Source organism: Pseudomonas sp. GM17 (assembly GCF_000282175.2).
In the GTDB taxonomy this organism is placed as follows: Bacteria; Pseudomonadota; Gammaproteobacteria; order Pseudomonadales; family Pseudomonadaceae; genus Aquipseudomonas; species Aquipseudomonas chlororaphis.
Genome location: NZ_CP124732.1, coordinates 6,290,144 through 6,308,030 on the forward strand (window position 1 = coordinate 6,290,144; position 17,887 = coordinate 6,308,030).

Below are 17,887 nucleotides of genomic sequence, written 5' to 3' on the forward strand. Positions count from 1 at the left end.
TCGCCGTTAGAAAAAATCACTTACTAAAGAGCTTAGCCACATGAGGAACTTGCAACCCCACATCATTAATCTCAGCAAACTCAACTTTTACATTATCGATTCCGGATAAAACCTTAAAATCAATATACTTTCGCTCTCCTGGCTTAAGAAACAAATAATCGAGACCGGGAACAGTTCCCGCTGCTGTTTGGAAAGCAATATCCATTAGCGATACATGAAGACGACTGGGATTTATAACCTCCACCCTATCTTGGAGTCTTTTCCAGTGTAGCGAAGCCACGGCATCGGAAACACTTCCCTTCATGCCCTTGGGACGGAAAAACAGTTTCAGTCTTTGTTGAACAGCAAATTGCACACTGTTTTGCTTCCCAGACTTTATTGGAATTTCCATAACATTCAAAAAGAACATTGATTCCCGATCCAGCGGCAAACCGGCACCAGAATAAATCATACGAATCTGATGGCGTCTTTGCGGCTCGATTTTTATTAGCGGCTCGATTATTACAAATGGAACATCAAGATCATCTTTATTTTGATCGTTGGTTATACGGCTTTGTACCAACGCAACTTTTTCACCAAAATTAGAGACTGTTACTGCCGCCTCTCTGTTTGCCCCATTATAAATAACCCTGGTCCCTTCGATTACCAATTCTGCGTTCGCCTGACTAACCATCGCTATCAAAGCGACCAAGAGAAAAAACACCCGCACTCGACCTTTCGAAATGCCTAACATAATTATGCATACTTTCATAGATAAGCGAATGCAAGATAATAAGAAGCACAGCAATGATTAGGAATCAGACTAATCTTATTTTCAATAAGCTTTCTGCAGAGTATCTACAAGAAAAAAACGCCGAGGCCCTGCCAAGCAGGGTATCGGTCGGTTGGCCAAGACTCACTACTTCGCTCAACAATTGGGCAGGCTGGAGTTGAAGACTTCAACCACAATTCACCCATGCCGCTCCTCACCTACAGGATTGCAAGGAGCATATTAAGACGGGAGGGGGGGAGAGGGATGCCTGCTCATAGACTGCTCTTTATCGTCTGAGCACCAAGAAAGGCCCGGCATCTACCACTTTTTCACATGAACATTTCAGCCGCGGGCTTTTTCGATCAGTTCGATGTAGTCGGCGGCATTGCGCTGGTCCTGGATCAGGGCCACGAAATCCTTGCCGTGTTCGTCCTTGCCGTCCAGGTCGTAGCCGGCCTCGACGAAGAACACCAGGAAACGCTCGAAATCGTCGATACGCAGGCCACGATAGGCCTTGATCAGCTTGTGCAGGGACGGCGAAGTGGCGTCGGCCGGCTCGAAATCGAGGAACAGTTTGATCTGCGCATCGCCGATCTCGTCACCAATCACTTGTTTCTTATCTTTACGCATTGCCGACTCCAGCTCGCAGACATTTCACGGGGCAGGCAGTTTACCCCCAGGCTGCGTCGGGCCTCAACGCGAGCGTACGGCGCCGGTGTGCAGATCGGCCCAGATGTGGCCGTTGGCGTAGCTGAGGAACTGGCAATACACCGTGTCGTTGCGCAACAGGTCCATCACCACCCGATACTGGGCCAATGGATAGAACAGGGTGAGGGTCTTGCTCTTGGCGTCGAACTGGGGCTTTTTCAGGCTTTTGCTCTCGCCGTCGAAATTCACCAGCACCTGGCTGATGGTCGCGCCCTTGTTCAACGGCTTGCCCTTGAGCCGGACCAGCAGCGGCGAAGTGACCGGGATCGGTTGCTGGTTGGATTGGCGCTGGCTGCCGATGACCACCGAGTATTCAGTGACCTGCAACAACTGTTGCTGCTCGGGGGCGGCGTCACGCAGGGTCAGGTCATCGGGGGGCAGGAACTGCGCATGCATGGGCGCCGGGGCGGCGGCCAGGGGCAGGCTCAGGATCAGAACAAAGGCCGCGCAACTGCGAATCAAAAGGCTCATGACAGGCTCCGGACACAAGGCCTGGCACTCTAGCATGGGTCAGCGCAGATTTTTTGCAGCGGCTACAGCTCAAGCGCGAGGATGGCGCTCAGTCGAACTGGGCGCGCATCCAGGCCTGGTATTCGGCCACACCCGGCTCCCCCTCGCGGGGCGCCCAGGCGGCCAGTTCGCCTTCGCCGACCGGGCGATAAGGCCCGGCCTTGCATTCGAACATCAGGCTATCGGGCTCAAGCACCACCAGGCCGTGGTAGACGCCGACCGGCAGGTCGACGCCCATGCAATCGCCACCCGCCTGCAGCACACGTTTTTCCAGTACCTGACCGGCGTCGTCGAAAATCAGCAGGCCCAGGCGTCCCTTGAGTACCAGCAGAGTCTCGGCCTTGTCGTCACTCAGGTGGCGATGGGGCGGGATATAGGTGGATGGCTGCAGCCCCACCGCCATGCGGTGACAAGGCTCTGGCATCTGATGGAAATTGTGGTGATGGCGACCACGGGGGCTGGCCGAGGCTTTTTCGGCCAGTTCGGCAAACAGCGACTGATCCAGATAGCTCGGCCCGCTCATGGCTTACATGCCCTTGACGGCAAAGATGCCGGCAGCGTTGCGCCAGTAACCCTTGTAGTCCATGCCGTAACCGAAGATGTAGCGGTCCACGCAGGGCAGGCCGACGTAGTCGGCTTTCAGGTCGGGACGGGCCTTGCGGTCGTGGTCCTTGTCGATCAGCACGGCGGTGTGCACCGCGCGGGCACCGGCGTGTTTGCAGAAGTCGATGATCGCGCCCAGGGTATGACCCTCGTCGAGGATGTCGTCGATGATCAGCACGTCACGGTCGATGAAGGACACTTCCGGCTTGGACTTCCAGAACAACTCGCCGCCGCTGGTTTCGTTGCGATAGCGGGTAGCGTGCAGGTAGGAAGCTTCCAGCGGAAATTTGAGGTGGGTCAGCAGCTTGCCGGAGAAGATCAGGCCACCGTTCATCACGCAGAAAACCACCGGATTGCGTTCCGCCAGTTGTTCATTGATTTGTGCACCGACTCGGGCGATGGCCGCCTCGACCTCAGCTTCGGTGTACAGGCAGTCAGCCTCGCGCATGATTTGACGGATATGCTCGAGATCAGCGGACATGGCGCTCTCCAGGGGGGTGGCAGTTTCGGAAAAGCGAGCAAAGGTACGCATCCGGCCCGGTCAGATCAAGCGTTTCTGGACTAACGTACTTAGATGTCTATAGGACAACACCCTCGGATAGATTAATCTAGGCCGGTTTTTTTGCCCGCCGCCGGAGCCTTTCCCTATGCCCATCCGTGAGATCCGCCATCCGCTGATCCGACACAAACTTGGCCTTATGCGCCGCGCCGACATTAGCACGAAGAACTTTCGCGAGCTCGCTCAGGAAGTCGGTGCCCTGCTGACGTACGAAGCCACCAAAGACCTGCCGCTCGAATCCTATGAGATTCCGGGCTGGTGCGGCCCCGTCCAGGTCGAGAAGATCGCCGGCAAGAAGATTACCGTGGTGCCGATCCTGCGCGCCGGTATCGGCATGCTCGAAGGCGTGCTCAGCCTGATCCCGGGCGCCAAGGTCAGCGCCGTGGGCGTGGCCCGCAACGAAGAAACCCTGCAGGCGCACACCTACCTGGAAAAACTGGTTCCGGAAATCGACGAACGCCTGGCCATGATCATCGACCCGATGCTCGCCACCGGCAGCTCCATGGTCGCGACCATCGACCTGTTGAAAAAGGCTGGCTGCAAGGACATCCGCGCCATGGTGCTGGTCGCCGCTCCCGAGGGCATCGAAGCCGTCGAGAAAGCTCACCCGGACGTGACCATCTACACCGCATCCATCGATCAGAAACTCAACGAGCACGGCTACATCATCCCAGGCCTGGGCGATGCCGGCGACAAGATCTTCGGCACCAAGCAGAAGGACGCCTGAGCATGCGGGATGAGTTCAACGATCCGCTCTGGCGCCAGGTGCTGTCTGGCGCGCAGATGCTCTTCGTGGCCTTTGGCGCGTTGGTGTTGATGCCGCTGATTACCGGTCTCGACCCCAACGTGGCGCTGTTCACGGCGGGTCTCGGGACTCTGTTGTTCCAGCTCGTGACCGGGCGCCAGGTACCGGTATTCCTGGCCTCCAGCTTTGCCTTCATCACCCCGATCATTCTCGCCAAGGGCCAGTTCGGTCTGGCCGCGACCATGGGTGGGGTGATGGCGGCCGGTTTCGTTTATACCTTCCTGGGCCTGGCGGTGAAGATCAAGGGCACCGGTTTCATCGACCGGCTGCTGCCGCCGGTGGTGATTGGCCCGGTGATCATTTCCATCGGCCTGGCCATGGCACCGATCGCCGCCAACATGGCGATGGGCAAGGCCGGCGACGGCAGCGAGCTGATTCATTACCAGACGGCGATGATGATCTCGATGCCGGCGCTGCTGACCACCCTGATCGTCGCGGTGTTCGGCAAAGGCATCTTCCGCCTGGTGCCGATCATCTCCGGGGTACTGGTGGGCTTTGCCCTGTCGTTCTACTTCGGCGTGGTCGATACCGCGAAGATCGCCGCGGCCCCCTGGCTGGCCCTGCCGCACTTCACCGCGCCGGAGTTCAACTGGCAGGCGATCCTGTTCATCGTCCCTGTGGCCCTGGCACCCGCCATCGAGCACATCGGTGGGGTGATCGCAGTCGGCAGCGTGACCGGTCGCGATTACCTGAAGAAGCCCGGCCTGCATCGCACCCTGTTCGGTGACGGCATCGCCACCACCGCCGCCGGCCTGTTCGGCGGTCCGCCCAATACCACCTACGCCGAAGTGACTGGCGCGGTCATGCTGACCAAGAACTACAACCCGAAAATCATGACCTGGGCGGCGATCTTCGCCATCAGCCTGGCGTTTATCGGCAAGTTCGGCGCACTGCTGCAAAGCATTCCGGTACCGGTGATGGGCGGGATTCTCTGCCTGTTGTTCGGCTCGATCGCGGCGGTGGGCATGAACACCCTGATCCGTCACAAGATCGACCTGGGCGAAGCCCGCAATCTGGTGATCGTCTCGGTGACCCTGGTGTTCGGGATTGGCGGGGTGTTGATCGGTACCGGTACCGGTCCGGACGACTTCGGCCTGAAAGGGATCGCCCTGTGCGCCGTCGTCGCGATTGCGCTGAACCTGATCCTGCCGGGTAACGATGGCTGGAAGAACAAGAAGGCTGAGGAACCGCTGATCTGAGGATCCGCGTCAGCCGGAAATCCATCGCGGGCAAGCCTCGCTCCTACCAACGGTGTTGCCGTAGGAGCAAGGCTTGCCCGCGATGCGTTTACAACGCCAAAGGCGCACGCTCGCACAAGGTGTTCAATGCCTTGGCCCATTGCGGGTCGTCGTTCAGGCACGGCACCAGCACCAATTCCTCCCCTCCCGCTTCGCGGAACTGTTCGCGACCGCGATCACCGATCTCTTCCAGGGTCTCGATGCAGTCGGCGACAAACGCCGGGCACATCACCAGGATCTTCTTCACCCCCTGTCGGGCCAATTCATCCAGGCGCGCTTCGGTATAGGGCTCGATCCACTTGGCACGCCCCAGACGGGACTGGAACGACACCGACCACTTGCCGTCCGCCAGCCCCATGCGTTCGGCGAATGCCCGGGCCGTGCTCAGGCACTGGCCGCGGTAACAGGTGGCGGCCACCTCGGGTGTCGCGTCGCGGCAGCAATCGCCTTCCAGGCTGTGGCCGGGATTGAGCTTTTTCAGGTGCCGCTCGGGCAAGCCATGGAAGCTCAGCAGCAGATGATCGAAGTCCTGTTGCAGGTGCGGCCTGGCACTGGCCACCAGCGCTTCGAGGTACTCCGGCCGATCGTAAAACGGCTGCAGCACCGAAAGCTGCACATCCAGCTTCTTGTCCCGAATCACCCGCCGGGCTTCCTCCACCACCGTGGTCACGGTGCTGTCGGCGAATTGTGGATAGAGCGGCGCCAGGGTGATCTTCTTCTGCCCCTGGGCCACCAGGCGCAGCAACGCCGACTCGATGGACGGCTCGCCATAACGCATCGCCAGTTCCACCGGGCCGTGCTTCCACTCCCGCGTCATGGCTTCCTGCAAGCGGCGGCTGAGCACCACCAGCGGCGAACCCTGCTCCCACCAGATCGAGGCGTAGGCATGGGCCGATTGCTCCGGCCGCTTGATCAGGATCAGCGACACCAGCAGCCGCCGAACCGGCCACGGCAGATCGATCACGTAAGGGTCCATCAGGAATTGATTGAGGTAGCTGCGAACATCCGCCACCGAGGTGGAGGCCGGCGAACCCAGGTTGACCAGGAGCAACGCGTGATCGGTCATGCAACGTCCTATTTCAGAGGCGGCTGGACAGGTCGTCCAGGGCCGCACGCAAATCAGTGAACTGGAAAGTGAATCCGGCGGCCTGCAACCGCGCGGGGACCGCGCGCTGACCACCCAGCAGCAACAACGACAATTCCCCCAGGCCGACACGCAAGACAAAGGCCGGCACCGGCACTACCGCCGGCCGGTGCAAGACGCTGCCCAGGGTCTTGGCGAACTCGCGATTGCGCACCGGCTTGGGCGCGCAGGCATTATAAGGACCGCTGGCATCACTGCGGTGCAGAAGAAAATCAATCAGGGCGATTTGATCCTTGATATGAATCCACGGCATCCACTGCCGACCGTTGCCGATCGGCCCGCCCAGCGCCAGTTTGAAGGGCAGCAGCAGGCGCGACAAAAAGCCGCCCTCGGCCGCCAGCACCAGGCCCGTGCGAATCAGCACCACACGCAGGCCCATGGCCTCGGCACGCTGCGCGGTCTCCTCCCAGGCGATACACAACTGGCTGGCGAAATCCTCACTGACCGGGGGCGAATCCTCGTTCAGCTCGCGCTCCCCGCCATCGCCATACCAGCCCACGGCCGACCCGGAGATCAGCAACCCGGGCTTCTGCCCCCGGTTTTCCAGCCAAGCCAGCAGCTTTTCCGTCAGGGTAATGCGGCTGCTCCAGAGCAACGCCTTGCGCTTGTGAGTCCAGGGCCGATCGGCGATCGGTGCTCCCGCCAGATTAATGATGGCGTCGACCGGTTCCTCTGCGAGCTCGTCCAGGCGGGCGATGCCACGAACCTGAGCGCCACAGAGTTTGGGCACCTCGGTGGGCCGACGACTCCATACGGTCAACTGATGGCCCTGGGTCAACCAGTGACGGCAGAGCTGACGTCCTATCAAACCAGTACCGCCGGTCAGCAATATGTGCATGACATCTTCCTCGCGTGGCGTTTTACCCGCATCCCTAGTCTATTTTTATAAGCAGGGATCTTTTCAATCGGGCAGGCTCTGTGTTTAACAATAGGACACCCTGTAAAACCGATAACGCCGAAAGTTATACCAAACAACAAAATTGTACAGATTTTAACGACGGCGTAGTCTGCACAGAAAGGTAAACGAGGCCCCTATGACCGTACCCATCGCAATCATTGGTACCGGCATCGCCGGACTCTCCGCCACCCAGGCGCTGAGAGACGCCGGGCATGTCGTGCAACTCTTCGACAAGAGCCGCGGCAGCGGCGGGCGTATGTCCAGCAAACGCAGCGACGCCGGCGCGCTGGACATGGGCGCGCAATATTTCACCGCCCGCGACCGGCGCTTCGTCACCGAAGTCCAGCGCTGGCAAGCCAATGGCTGGGCCGCCGAATGGGCGCCGCAGCTGTACAACTTCCATGGCGGCCAGCTCACCCCGTCGCCGGACGAACAGACCCGCTGGGTCGGCACCCCACGCATGAGCGCCATCACCCGTGGCCTGCTGGGCGAAACGGAGGTGCATTTCGCCTGCCGCATCACCGAGGTCTACCGCGGCGAACAGCATTGGCACCTGCAGGATGCCGAAGGTTTCACCCATGGTCCGTTCAGCCACGTGATCATCGCCACGCCGGCCCCCCAGGCCACCGCCCTGCTGGCCGCCGCACCGAAACTGGCGAGTGCCGCCGCCGGGGTGAAAATGGACCCGACCTGGGCTGTCGCCCTGGCATTCGAGAGCGCGCTGGAAACCCCGGTGGAAGGCTGCTTCGTACAGGACAGCCCGCTGGACTGGCTAGCCCGCAACCGTAGCAAGCCAGGACGCGACAACAGCCTCGACACCTGGGTCCTGCATGCCAGCAGCACCTGGAGCCGCCAGCACATCGATCTGCCGAAAGAAGCCGTGATCGAACAGCTGCACGGCGCATTCGCCGAACTGCTGCACAGCGCCATGCCCGCCCCGACCTTCAGCCTCGCCCACCGCTGGCTCTACGCTCGCCCGGCCAGCAGCCATGAGTGGGGAGCCCTGGCGGATGTCGACCTGGGGCTCTATGTGTGCGGCGACTGGTGCCTGTCCGGTCGCGTCGAAGGAGCCTGGCTCAGCGGGCAGGAGGCCGCCCGCCGGTTGCACGAAAACCTGTAAGCGCATCACCCCGCGTAACCTTGCTGCTGTCGCCATGGACAGCAGCCTGTCTGCTCCGCTCAAGACTCGAACACACTTCTGCCAGTCGGACCGTTCCGAGACGAAGAAAAACGCGCGCCACAATCTCATGCGTTAGCCAGCCAGCAATCGCACGACAGATGAGCAGGACGTAACCCAAAAGGCTGCGCGGCAAAGCTGTACAAAATATTTGACTTGCACACCTTTGATCCTATGATGAGGAAAAGTTGTACAAGATCTTATTTTTGTACACGAAACCGGAGCCTCTCACATGCCCGACAATCCAGCCCAGGCCGACAAGCCGAGAATCGCCATCAGCGCCTGCCTGTTGGGGGCGCCTGTGCGCTACAACGGCGGGCACAAGGAATCGCGCCTGTGCAGCCAGGCCCTCGCTGAGTTTTTCGAGTTTGTCCCGCTGTGCCCGGAAGTCGCCATTGGCCTGGGTACCCCCCGCGAACCGATCCGCCTGATGGGCGATCCGCGGCAACCGCGGGCCGTTGGCAGCGTCGACCAAACCATGGATGTCACCCGGGCACTCACGGATTACGGCCAGCGCATGGCCGCTGAACTGGACAGCCTCTGCGGCTACATCTTCATGCAGAAATCTCCGTCCTGCGGCCTGGAGCGGGTCAAGGTCTATCAGGACCAGGGCCGCCCCGCCAAGCTCAGCGGACGCGGCATCCATGCCCAGGCTTTCTGCAGCCGCCATCCGGACCTGCCGGTGGAAGAAGACGGCCGGCTCAAGGATCCGGTGCTGCGGGAAAACTTCCTGACCCGGGTATTCGCCTACAGCGCCTGGCAGGACGTGCTCAGGCAGGGCCTGAGCCGTCGCCGCCTGACCGACTTTCACGCGCGCTACAAATACCTGTTGATGGCCCACAACCCGGAGCAATACAAGGTCCTCGGCAATCTGCTGGGCAGCATGGGCCAAAGCGACCCGGCGCACGTCGGCCCGCGTTATTTCAGCCAGTTGATGACGGCCCTGAAAAAGTGCGCCACCCGCCGCACCCACAGCAACGTGCTGCAACACATCAGCGGCTATCTCAAGCAAGCCATCAGCCGCGACGACAAACAGGAAATGCAGCACCTCATCACCCAGTACCGCCACGGCATCGTGCCGCTGGTGGTGCCGCTGACCCTGCTCAAGCATCACCTGCGCCGGCACCCTGATCCCTACATCGCGCAACAGGCGTACCTGCAGCCCCACCCGGAAAGCCTCAGCCTGCGCAACGCGCTCTGAACCATGAATGACTCGAGGCTCGACCCGGATGCATCCGCCAGCGAATCCGATGGCGCCCATGAGCAAAGCTGGTTGCCGATTCGCGAGGTGACCCGCCAGACCGGGGTCAACGCCGTCACCCTGCGCGCCTGGGAACGTCGTTACGGGCTGATCGTGCCGCAACGCACCGCCAAGGGTCACCGGCTGTTTTCCAACGAACACGTGCAGCGCATCCTGAAGATCCTGACCTGGCTCGATCGCGGGGTGGCGGTCAGCCAGGTCAAGCACCTGCTGGACGCCGAGCCGGCGCCCAGCGAACCGGCCCACAACGACTGGCACCTGCAACGCCAGCGCCTGATTCAGGCCATCAGCCAACTGGCCGAGCGCCAGGTCGACGAAAGCTTCAACCAGGCCATGGCGCTCTATCCGCCACGAACCTTGTGCGAGCACCTGCTGCTACCACTGCTGGGCGAACTCGAACAGCGCTGGCAGGGCCGCTTTGGCATGCGGATGGAGCGGGGGTTTTTCCATTCCTGGCTGCGCAGCAAATTCGCGGTGCGGGTCTATCACAACAATCGCCAGCTGCAAGGCGCCCCGCTGCTGCTGATCAATCACTCGGACCTGCCGCTGGAGCCGCACCTGTGGCTCTGCGCCTGGCTGATCAGCAATGCCGACTGCCCGGTGGAAGTCTTCGACTGGCCGCTGCCCCCCGGTGAACTGGCCCTGGCCGCCGAACACCTGAAAGCGCGGGGCGTGCTGCTGTACTCGAGCCAGTCGATCAACCTGCGGCAACTGCCACACCTGCTCGGCGGCCTCGACCGCCCGGTACTCATCGTCGGCCCAGCAGTGAGCATCCACCACGCCGAACTGGCCATCTGCACTACCGAGATCGCCAATCTGCACCTCGCCGCAGACCCGCTCTCGGCGCACCAGGCCCTGACCGGGCTAAGGCTTCTCTAATGCAGGAATTCCCATGCAACTGATCTGGCTACGCAGCGACCTGCGCCTGCATGACAACACCGCGCTGAGCGCCGCAACCCAGCGCGGGCCGACCGTGGCGCTGTACCTGCTGAGCCCGCGGCAATGGCAGGCGCATGACGATGCGCCGTGCAAGGTCGACTTCTGGCTGCGTAACCTTGAGCAACTGAGCGGCGACCTGGCCCGGCTGAACATCCCGCTGCTGATCCGCCAGGCGCCGAGCTGGGAACAGGCACCCCAGGTGCTGTTGCAGCTGTGCCGGGAACTGGCCATCGAGGCGCTGCACGTCAATGAGGAATACGGCATTCACGAGAGTCGCCGTGACATGGCGGTGGCCAGCCTGCTGAAGAGCCAGGGCGTGGGCTTCCACAGTTACCTCGACCAACTGCTGTTCCGGCCCGGCAGTGTGCTGACCAGGAGCGGCGGCTACTTCCAGGTCTTCAGCCAGTTTCGCAAGGTCTGCTACAACCGGCTGCACAGCGCCCTGCCGCCACAGCTGGCGGCTCCCAGGGCGCAAGCCGCGCTGAGGATAAAGGCCGATGCGCTGCCCTGGCAGGTCGAGGGCTTCCCCACACCCGGCCCGCACCTGCAGGCGCTATGGCCGGCCGGTGAAACCGCGGCGCAACAACGCCTGGCGCGCTTTGCCGAGACGCAGCTCGACCACTACCAAGCCGAGCGCGACTTGCCGGCCAGGCCCGGCACCAGCCAGCTTTCGCCCTACCTCGCCGCCGGCGTGCTGTCGCCGCGCCAATGCCTGCACGCGGCGCTGCAAAACAACCGGGGCGAGTTCGCCAGTGGTAGCCCCGGCGCCGTCACCTGGATCAACGAACTGCTCTGGCGCGAGTTCTACAAACACATCCTGGTGGGTTATCCGCGGGTGTCCCGGCACCGGGCCTTCCGCCCGGAAACCGAAGCCGTGGCCTGGCGCGATGCCCCCGAGGAGCTGGCGGCCTGCCAGCAGGCCCGCACCGGCCTGCCGATCATCGATGCAGCCATGCGCCAGTTGCTGGAAACCGGCTGGATGCACAATCGCCTGCGGATGATCGTGGCGATGTTCCTGACCAAGAACCTGCTGATCGACTGGCGCCAGGGCGAGCGTTTTTTCATGCGCCACCTGATCGACGGCGACCTGGCGGCGAATAACGGTGGCTGGCAATGGAGTTCATCCACCGGCACCGATTCGGCGCCCTACTTCCGCATCTTCAACCCCTTGAGCCAGTCGCAGAGGTTCGACAGCCAAGGGACGTTCATCAAGCACTGGCTGCCAGAGCTGGCGGGATTGAGCGAAAAAGATATCCACAACCCGGCTGCCATGGGTGGCCTGTTCGGCGTGGCCGATTACCCGCCGCCGATGGTCGATCTGTCGATGTCCCGCGAGCGCGCCCTGGCGGCCTTCAAGAACCTGCCGTCACGGGTGGCGGCCGAGGAGTATCGGGAGTAAGGGCGGCAGGCGTCCGTCAGTGGTTTCACACAGCCTGCGGCCACTTGCCTTACACTGCGCGCCTATGACCACTATTCCTGTCACCCAGATCGCCGAAACGGCGGTCACCTGCTCGAGCTGCGCGGCCTGCTGCTGCCAACTGGAAGTGATGCTGATCACCGAAACCGGGGTGCCCGAACGTTTTATCGACACCGACGACTGGGGCGGCGAAGTCATGTTGCGACTGGATGATGGCTGGTGTGCCGCGCTGGATCGCAACAGCATGCTGTGCAGCATCTACGAACAACGGCCACTGATCTGCCGGGAATTCGAGATGGGGGAAGCGGACTGCCTCAACGAACGCCGTGGCATCGCCACGGCGTATCGCTGAAAGGGTCTTACAACGGCATGGTGTAATGCAGCGAGTAGCTCTCTACACCGTCGTTGGGCGTCGCGATGCCAGCGTTGGAATAGTGCGTGGCACGGAGACCGACTTCATGCCCGCCGTTGAACCGCAGGCCGAAACCGAAGCGGTCCTCGAACTGGAACGCCGAACCCAGCTTGTTGTCCTCCACCTCGGTGTTGGCGAACACCGCCACGCCAATCCCCGCCTCGATGTAAGGCTTGATGTTCTGCCCGGCAAATTCGTACACCAGCACCGGCGAGAACGACAGGCTGTGGTTGCTGGACTTCTCGTCGCCATCCCAGAAGGTATAGGCGCCGCTCCAGTAGCCGGTCAGGCGACCGACATCGCTTTGCAGCCAGCTTTTGTCCCAATCGAATTGCATGCCCAGGCGATAGGTCTGGGTCGAATCGCCGGTCTGCCCCACCGAAAACTCGACGCCGGCCGCCTGTGCCGAAAAACTTTGCCCCAACAGCGCGGCCGCAAGCGCGGCCAAACAAAACATTCGTCTCATCAGGAACATCCTTTTCAAACGATTTGTATGGTGTTGTACAGATTCCGCAGACACGTTAATAGAAATCTGCGCTTGAACAGAAGTTCAGAGCAAATCAGCGCTTCTGCAGGATTTTTTATAAAGCGAAGCTTTGCACCGCTCCCGCCTCTTTCCAGAGCAACGGCAGAATATGTCTGAAGTGACACGGATCGCCACTGGTCCAGAACCGGGCCTGGCGTGCAGGCCCCGCAGCCAACAGCTCGCGCTCGCCGAGCAGGCGCTCCAACTGGCGGGCAACCGCGGCCCCGGTATCGATCAGGCTGATGTCCTCGGGGATCATCGACTTGAGCAACGGCTTGAGAAACGGATAGTGGGTGCAGCCGAGGATGAGGGTGTCACAGCCGGCCGCCAGCAGCGGTTCGACATAACCCTGCAGCAGTTGGCGCAACGCGGGGCTGTGCAGGTCCCCGGCTTCGATCCGTTCCACCAGGCCCGGACATGGCCGGGTAATGACCTTGATATCGGTGGCGAAACGATCGAGCAAGGCGGCGAACTTGGCACTCTGCAAGGTTCCGGTGGTGGCCAGCACGCCGACCACGCCGCTGCGGGTGGCGGCAGCAGCCGGCTTGACCGCGGGCTCCATGCCGATGATAGGCCAGTCCGGGTAGTCCCGACGCAGGTCGGCGACAGCGGCCACAGTCGCGGTGTTGCAGGCCAGCACTAGCGCCTTGGCGCCCTGCTCGCGGAAAAACCCGGCGACCAGGCTGCAACGCTGACGGATGAATTCGGGGGTTTTCTCGCCGTAGGGAATGTTGCCGCAATCGGCTACATATAGCAGCGATTCATGGGGCAGGCGCTGCTGGATCTCCACCAGCACCGACAGGCCGCCGACGCCGGAGTCGAAGACACCGATCGGCGCCTCACGCATGTGCCCCCCCACAGACGCTGCAGCCCAGGTCGCGCTTGACCCGCAGTTCGCGAAAGCGCGTGCCCAGGGCATCGATCAACAACAGGCGACCCACCAGCGGCTCGCCGAACCCCACCAGCAGCTTCAAGGCCTCGAGGGCCTGCAAGCTGCCCACCAGCCCCACCAGCGGCCCGAGCACACCGGCCTCGCTGCAGGTCAGTTCGGCTTCGCTGCCGTGCCCATATAAGCAGTGGTAGCACGGGCTCTCGGGACGCCGTGGGTCGAACACCGACAGTTGCCCTTCCAGGCGAATCGCCGCGCCGCTGACCAGCGGCTTGCCGGCGGCGACACAGGCGGCATTCACTGCTTCGCGGGTCGAGAAGTTGTCGGTGCAATCGAGCACCAGGTCCACCGCCGTGACCGCGGCCACCAGGGAGTCGGCATCCAGCGCGGCACGATGAGGCACCAGCTGGATTTCGGGATTGATCGCGGACAGACGCCCCATCGCCGAATCGACCTTGCTCAGGCCGATGCTGTCGGTGTCATGAATGATCTGGCGTTGCAGGTTGGTCAGGTCGACCGTATCGAAGTCGGCCAGGTGCAGCTCGCCGACGCCCGCGGCGGCCAGGTACAAGGCCACCGGAGCGCCCAGGCCACCCAGGCCGACGATCAATACGCGGCTGGTCTTGAGTCGCAACTGGCCGTCGATGTCGACGTGCTGCAACAGAATCTGCCGGCTGTAGCGCAACAACTCCTGATCGTTCAGCACGGCAGGCTTCCTAAGCTGATGCGTTCATGACCGCCCAGGTCGACACGGCTGTGCACCTCGGCAAACCCTTGGCTGAGTAACAGGTCGCGTACAGCCGGCGCCTGGTCGTAGCCATGCTCGAGCATCAACCAGCCGCCAGCCTCGAGGTGCTCTGGCGCCTGGGCGATGATCAGGCGCAGGTCGTCCAGCCCGTCCTTGCCCGCGACCAGGGCGCTCTCCGGCTCGAAACGCACATCGCCAGCCGCCAGGTGCGGGTCGGCGTCGGCGATATAGGGCGGATTGCTGATGATCAGCTGATAACGCTCGCCTGGGAGGGCACTGAACCAATGGCTGCTCAGCACCGTGACATTGTCCAGTTGCAGGCGCTGGCGGTTGCGTTCGGCCAAGGCCACGGCTTCCAGCACCCGGTCGACCGCGGTGACCCGCCACCCCGGGCGCTCGCTGGCCAGGGCCAGGGCGATGGCGCCGCTGCCGGTGCCCAGGTCGAGCACCTTGGCCGGGGTGGCGGGCAGCAGTTCCAGCGCCGCCTCCACCAGCAATTCGGTGTCAGGGCGCGGAATCAGGGTGTGTGGCGCCACTTCCAGATCGAGTTTCCAGAAGCCCTGCTGGCCAAGGATATAAGCCACCGGCTCGCCGGAACGGCGCCGCTGCAGGTAACTGGCGAAGGTCAATGCCGCTTCGCTGGGCACGATCCGCTCGGGCCAGGTGTGCAGGAAGCTGCGCGGCTTGCCCAGCGCAGCGGCCAGCAGCAACTCGGCATCCAGGCGGGCCGTGGGCGAATCGGGCAATTGGGCGGCGCGCAACAGGCTGGCGATGATGGTCATTTATGTTTACTCGCCCAGTGCCGCAAGTTGATCGGCCTGGTATTCGGCCAGAAGCGGTTCGATCACGGCTTCGACGCCACCGGCGAGGATTTCATCCAGGGAATAGAGGGTCAGGTTGACACGGTGATCGGTCACCCGGCCCTGGGGAAAGTTGTAGGTGCGAATGCGCTCGGAACGGTCGCCCGACCCCACCAGCAGCTTGCGTTCGCTGGCAATCGCATTGGCCGCGGCGCTGGTCTGCTGGTCGTTGAGCTTGGCCGACAGCCAGGACATGGCCCGCGCCCGGTTCTTGTGCTGGGAACGTTCTTCCTGGCACTCGACCACGATTCCCGACGGGATGTGGGTGATGCGGATCGCCGAGTCGGTCTTGTTGACGTGCTGGCCACCGGCACCGGAGGAGCGGTAGGTATCGATTCGCAGGTCCGCGGGGTTGATCTCGATGGCTTCCTGTTCGTCCGGCTCGGGCAGCACCGCCACGGTGCAGGCCGAAGTATGGATGCGGCCCTGGGACTCGGTGGCCGGCACCCGCTGCACGCGGTGGGCGCCGGATTCGAATTTCAGCTTGCCGTAGACGTTCTCGCCTTCGACCCGGGCAATGACTTCTTTATAGCCACCGTGCTCGCCCTCGTTTTCCGAGAGGATCTCCAGCCGCCAGCCACGCCGCTCGGCATAACGCGAATACATGCGGAACAGGTCGCCGGAGAAGATCGCCGCCTCGTCGCCACCGGTGCCGGCGCGGATTTCCAGGAACACATTGCGCCCGTCGTTGGGGTCCTTGGGCAGCAGCATGCGTTGCAGGGTACTTTCCAGTTCGACCAGTTGTTCCTTGGCCTCGCGAACTTCTTCCACCGCCATTTCGCGCATGTCCGGATCGCTGTCCTTGAGCAGCGCCTGGGCACCCTCGAGGTCGGCCTGGACCTTGAGCACCTGTTTATAGGTCTCGACGATCGGCTCGACTTCCGCGTACTCCTTGGAATAGGCGCGGAACTTGGCCTGATCGGAAATGACTTCGCCGTCGCCAAGCAACGCGGTCAGTTCCTCGAAACGGTCCTGGAGGACATCCAGCTTATTGAGCAGTGACGCTTTCATTGCGGTTTTTTATCCGAAGAGTCCGAAGCGCCCTCACCGAGGGCAAAGAGTTCCTGGGCCATGGCCAGCGCATCCAGGCGGCCTTCAGCGGTCAGTTTTTTCAACTGGACGCTGGGCGCATGCAGCAGTTTGTTGGTCAGGCCGCGAGCCAGTTGCACCAGGACGTCTTCGGCGCTGCTGCCGTTGGCCAGCATGCGCTGGGCCTTTTGCAGTTCTTCATCGCGCAGGCGCTCGCTCTGCTGACGATACGCCTTGAGCACGTCCACCGCAGCCAGCTCGCGCAGGCGCACCATGAAGTCCTCGGCGCCGATGTTCACCAGCTCTTCCGCCGCCTGCGCCGCGCCTTGGCGGCTCTTGAGGTTTTCGGCGACCACTTCGTGGAGATCGTCGACGGTATAGAGGTAAACGTCGTCCAACTCGCCGACTTCCGGTTCGATATCCCGCGGAACGGCAATATCCACCATGAAGATCGGCTTGTGCTTGCGCAGCTTCAGCGCGCTTTCCACCGCGCCCTTGCCAAGGATCGGCAGCTGGCTGGCGGTGGAACTGATGACGATATCGCTGTGCACCAGTTCCTGAGGAATATCCGACAGCAGCACGGCATGGGCTCCAAACTGTTCGGCCAGGGTGCTGGCGCGCTCCAGCGTGCGGTTGGCGACCACGATGCGCTTGACCCCCAGGTCATGCAGGTGGCGGGCGACCAGGGTAATGGTCTCGCCGGCGCCGATCAGCAGCGCCTGGCTGCGCTGCAGATCGCTGAAAATCTGTTTCGCCAGGCTCACCGCGGCAAAGGCCACGGAAACCGGGTTTTCGCCGATGGCGGTGTCGGTGCGTACCTGCTTGGCGGCACTGAAGGTGGCCTGGAACAGCCGCCCCAGCAGCGGACCAATGGTTCCGGCCTCACGCGCCACGGCGTAGGCGGATTTCATCTGCCCGAGGATCTGCGGTTCGCCCAGCACCAGCGAATCCAGCCCCGAGGCGACACGCATCATGTGACGAACGGCCGCATCGTCTTCGTGCACATAGGCACTGGCGCGCAGGTCTTCGAGGCTCAGATGGTGGTACTCGGCCAGCCAGCGCAGCACGATATCCGCCGAAAGGTGATCCTGTTCTATATAGAGTTCACTGCGATTGCAGGTGGAGAGGATCGCAGCTTCGCGGCTGTCGGTGAGGCGGCAGAGCTGCTGCAAGGCCTCAACCAACTGCTCAGGGGTAAAGGCCACGCGCTCGCGGACGTCTACTGAAGCAGTCTTGTGGTTAATACCGAGTGCGAGGAAGGCCATTCAAGGTCGCTGATGATGTCGAGAAGCCGACAATTGTCCTACTTCGAAAGATTCAGAACAACCACTGCCGACTATTGTCCCAATAGACTGCCTCTGTAAGGCATCCGCTGAGTCTCGGTTATGTTTGGCCGAAGGCTTGTGTCATGAT

At 62.0% G+C, this 17,887-nt stretch carries 20 protein-coding genes; 7 read left to right on the plus strand and 13 right to left on the minus strand.

Annotated features, from left to right (window positions below; translation table 11 throughout):
* Window positions 1-16: 16 nt before the first annotated feature.
* The 5 genes from PMI20_RS28140 to PMI20_RS28160 all read right to left on the minus strand — a co-directional run bounded on the left by PMI20_RS28140 (window position 17) and on the right by PMI20_RS28160 (window position 3,053).
* Complete coding sequence (locus PMI20_RS28140) at window positions 17-703, minus strand: fimbrial biogenesis chaperone (protein WP_157173165.1); 687 nt, start codon at window positions 701-703, stop codon at window positions 17-19.
* A 390-nt stretch (window positions 704-1,093) separates the two neighbouring features.
* Window positions 1,094-1,381, minus strand: coding sequence for a PA4642 family protein (locus PMI20_RS28145; RefSeq protein ID WP_007928384.1), 288 nt, complete (start codon window positions 1,379-1,381; stop codon window positions 1,094-1,096).
* A 63-nt stretch (window positions 1,382-1,444) separates the two neighbouring features.
* On the minus strand, window positions 1,445-1,930 hold the full coding sequence (locus PMI20_RS28150; RefSeq protein WP_007928383.1) for a hypothetical protein: 486 nt from the start codon (window positions 1,928-1,930) through the stop codon (window positions 1,445-1,447).
* A gap of 88 nt (window positions 1,931-2,018) precedes the next feature.
* Window positions 2,019-2,492: a WbuC family cupin fold metalloprotein gene (locus PMI20_RS28155; RefSeq protein WP_007928382.1), complete on the minus strand. Its 474-nt coding sequence runs from the start codon at window positions 2,490-2,492 to the stop codon at window positions 2,019-2,021.
* A 3-nt stretch (window positions 2,493-2,495) separates the two neighbouring features.
* Window positions 2,496-3,053 (minus strand): hypoxanthine-guanine phosphoribosyltransferase, encoded by a 558-nt coding sequence (locus PMI20_RS28160; protein ID WP_007928381.1) that lies wholly within the window; start codon window positions 3,051-3,053, stop codon window positions 2,496-2,498.
* Between the two features lie 166 nt (window positions 3,054-3,219).
* On the opposite strand from PMI20_RS28160, the gene upp reads away from it, so the two are divergent.
* Window positions 3,220-3,858 (plus strand): uracil phosphoribosyltransferase, encoded by a 639-nt coding sequence (upp, locus tag PMI20_RS28165; protein WP_007928379.1) that lies wholly within the window; start codon window positions 3,220-3,222, stop codon window positions 3,856-3,858.
* Window positions 3,859-3,860: 2 nt separating this feature from the next.
* On the plus strand, window positions 3,861-5,135 hold the full coding sequence (locus PMI20_RS28170) for a uracil-xanthine permease family protein (RefSeq protein WP_007928377.1): 1,275 nt from the start codon (window positions 3,861-3,863) through the stop codon (window positions 5,133-5,135).
* Window positions 5,136-5,223: 88 nt separating this feature from the next.
* Here PMI20_RS28170 and hemH read toward each other — a convergent pair whose 3' ends face one another.
* Window positions 5,224-6,240, minus strand: coding sequence for a ferrochelatase (hemH, locus tag PMI20_RS28175; protein WP_007928375.1), 1,017 nt, complete (start codon window positions 6,238-6,240; stop codon window positions 5,224-5,226).
* Window positions 6,241-6,253: 13 nt separating this feature from the next.
* Window positions 6,254-7,156 carry a TIGR01777 family oxidoreductase gene (locus tag PMI20_RS28180; protein WP_007928373.1) on the minus strand — a complete coding sequence of 301 codons (903 nt, stop codon included), beginning with the start codon at window positions 7,154-7,156 and terminating at the stop codon, window positions 6,254-6,256.
* 196 nt (window positions 7,157-7,352) lie between these two features.
* On the opposite strand from PMI20_RS28180, the gene PMI20_RS28185 reads away from it, so the two are divergent.
* The 5 genes from PMI20_RS28185 (at window position 7,353) to PMI20_RS28205 (ending at window position 12,362) form a co-directional block, all read left to right on the plus strand.
* Entirely contained in the window at window positions 7,353-8,336 is a 984-nt protein-coding gene (locus PMI20_RS28185; protein ID WP_007928371.1) for an NAD(P)/FAD-dependent oxidoreductase, read from the plus strand.
* Between the two features lie 289 nt (window positions 8,337-8,625).
* Window positions 8,626-9,594 carry a YbgA family protein gene (locus PMI20_RS28190; RefSeq protein ID WP_007928369.1) on the plus strand — a complete coding sequence of 323 codons (969 nt, stop codon included), beginning with the start codon at window positions 8,626-8,628 and terminating at the stop codon, window positions 9,592-9,594.
* Window positions 9,595-9,597: 3 nt separating this feature from the next.
* Entirely contained in the window at window positions 9,598-10,533 is a 936-nt protein-coding gene (locus PMI20_RS28195; protein ID WP_007928367.1) for a MerR family transcriptional regulator, read from the plus strand.
* A gap of 13 nt (window positions 10,534-10,546) precedes the next feature.
* Window positions 10,547-11,992, plus strand: a complete 1,446-nt coding sequence (phrB, locus tag PMI20_RS28200; protein WP_007928365.1) for a deoxyribodipyrimidine photo-lyase — start codon at window positions 10,547-10,549, stop codon at window positions 11,990-11,992.
* A gap of 64 nt (window positions 11,993-12,056) precedes the next feature.
* Window positions 12,057-12,362, plus strand: coding sequence for a YkgJ family cysteine cluster protein (locus PMI20_RS28205; protein ID WP_007928363.1), 306 nt, complete (start codon window positions 12,057-12,059; stop codon window positions 12,360-12,362).
* 7 nt (window positions 12,363-12,369) lie between these two features.
* Here the strand turns inward: PMI20_RS28205 and PMI20_RS28210 are convergent, their stop codons facing one another.
* From PMI20_RS28210 to hemA, 6 genes are all read right to left on the minus strand, one after another.
* Window positions 12,370-12,888: an acyloxyacyl hydrolase gene (locus PMI20_RS28210; RefSeq protein ID WP_007928361.1), complete on the minus strand. Its 519-nt coding sequence runs from the start codon at window positions 12,886-12,888 to the stop codon at window positions 12,370-12,372.
* A gap of 115 nt (window positions 12,889-13,003) precedes the next feature.
* Entirely contained in the window at window positions 13,004-13,795 is a 792-nt protein-coding gene (gene murI, locus PMI20_RS28215) for a glutamate racemase (RefSeq protein ID WP_007928359.1), read from the minus strand.
* On the minus strand, window positions 13,788-14,543 hold the full coding sequence (locus PMI20_RS28220; RefSeq protein WP_007928357.1) for a molybdopterin-synthase adenylyltransferase MoeB: 756 nt from the start codon (window positions 14,541-14,543) through the stop codon (window positions 13,788-13,790). Before PMI20_RS28220 ends, murI begins: the two co-directional genes overlap by 8 nt.
* Window positions 14,537-15,367, minus strand: a complete 831-nt coding sequence (gene prmC, locus PMI20_RS28225; protein ID WP_007928355.1) for a peptide chain release factor N(5)-glutamine methyltransferase — start codon at window positions 15,365-15,367, stop codon at window positions 14,537-14,539. The genes PMI20_RS28220 and prmC overlap by 7 nt, the downstream gene beginning before the upstream one ends.
* Before the next feature lie 6 nt (window positions 15,368-15,373).
* Window positions 15,374-16,456 carry a peptide chain release factor 1 gene (prfA, locus tag PMI20_RS28230; RefSeq protein ID WP_007928353.1) on the minus strand — a complete coding sequence of 361 codons (1,083 nt, stop codon included), beginning with the start codon at window positions 16,454-16,456 and terminating at the stop codon, window positions 15,374-15,376.
* Window positions 16,453-17,739 (minus strand): glutamyl-tRNA reductase, encoded by a 1,287-nt coding sequence (hemA, locus tag PMI20_RS28235; protein ID WP_007928350.1) that lies wholly within the window; start codon window positions 17,737-17,739, stop codon window positions 16,453-16,455. Before hemA ends, prfA begins: the two co-directional genes overlap by 4 nt.
* Window positions 17,740-17,887: the final 148 nt, after the last annotated feature.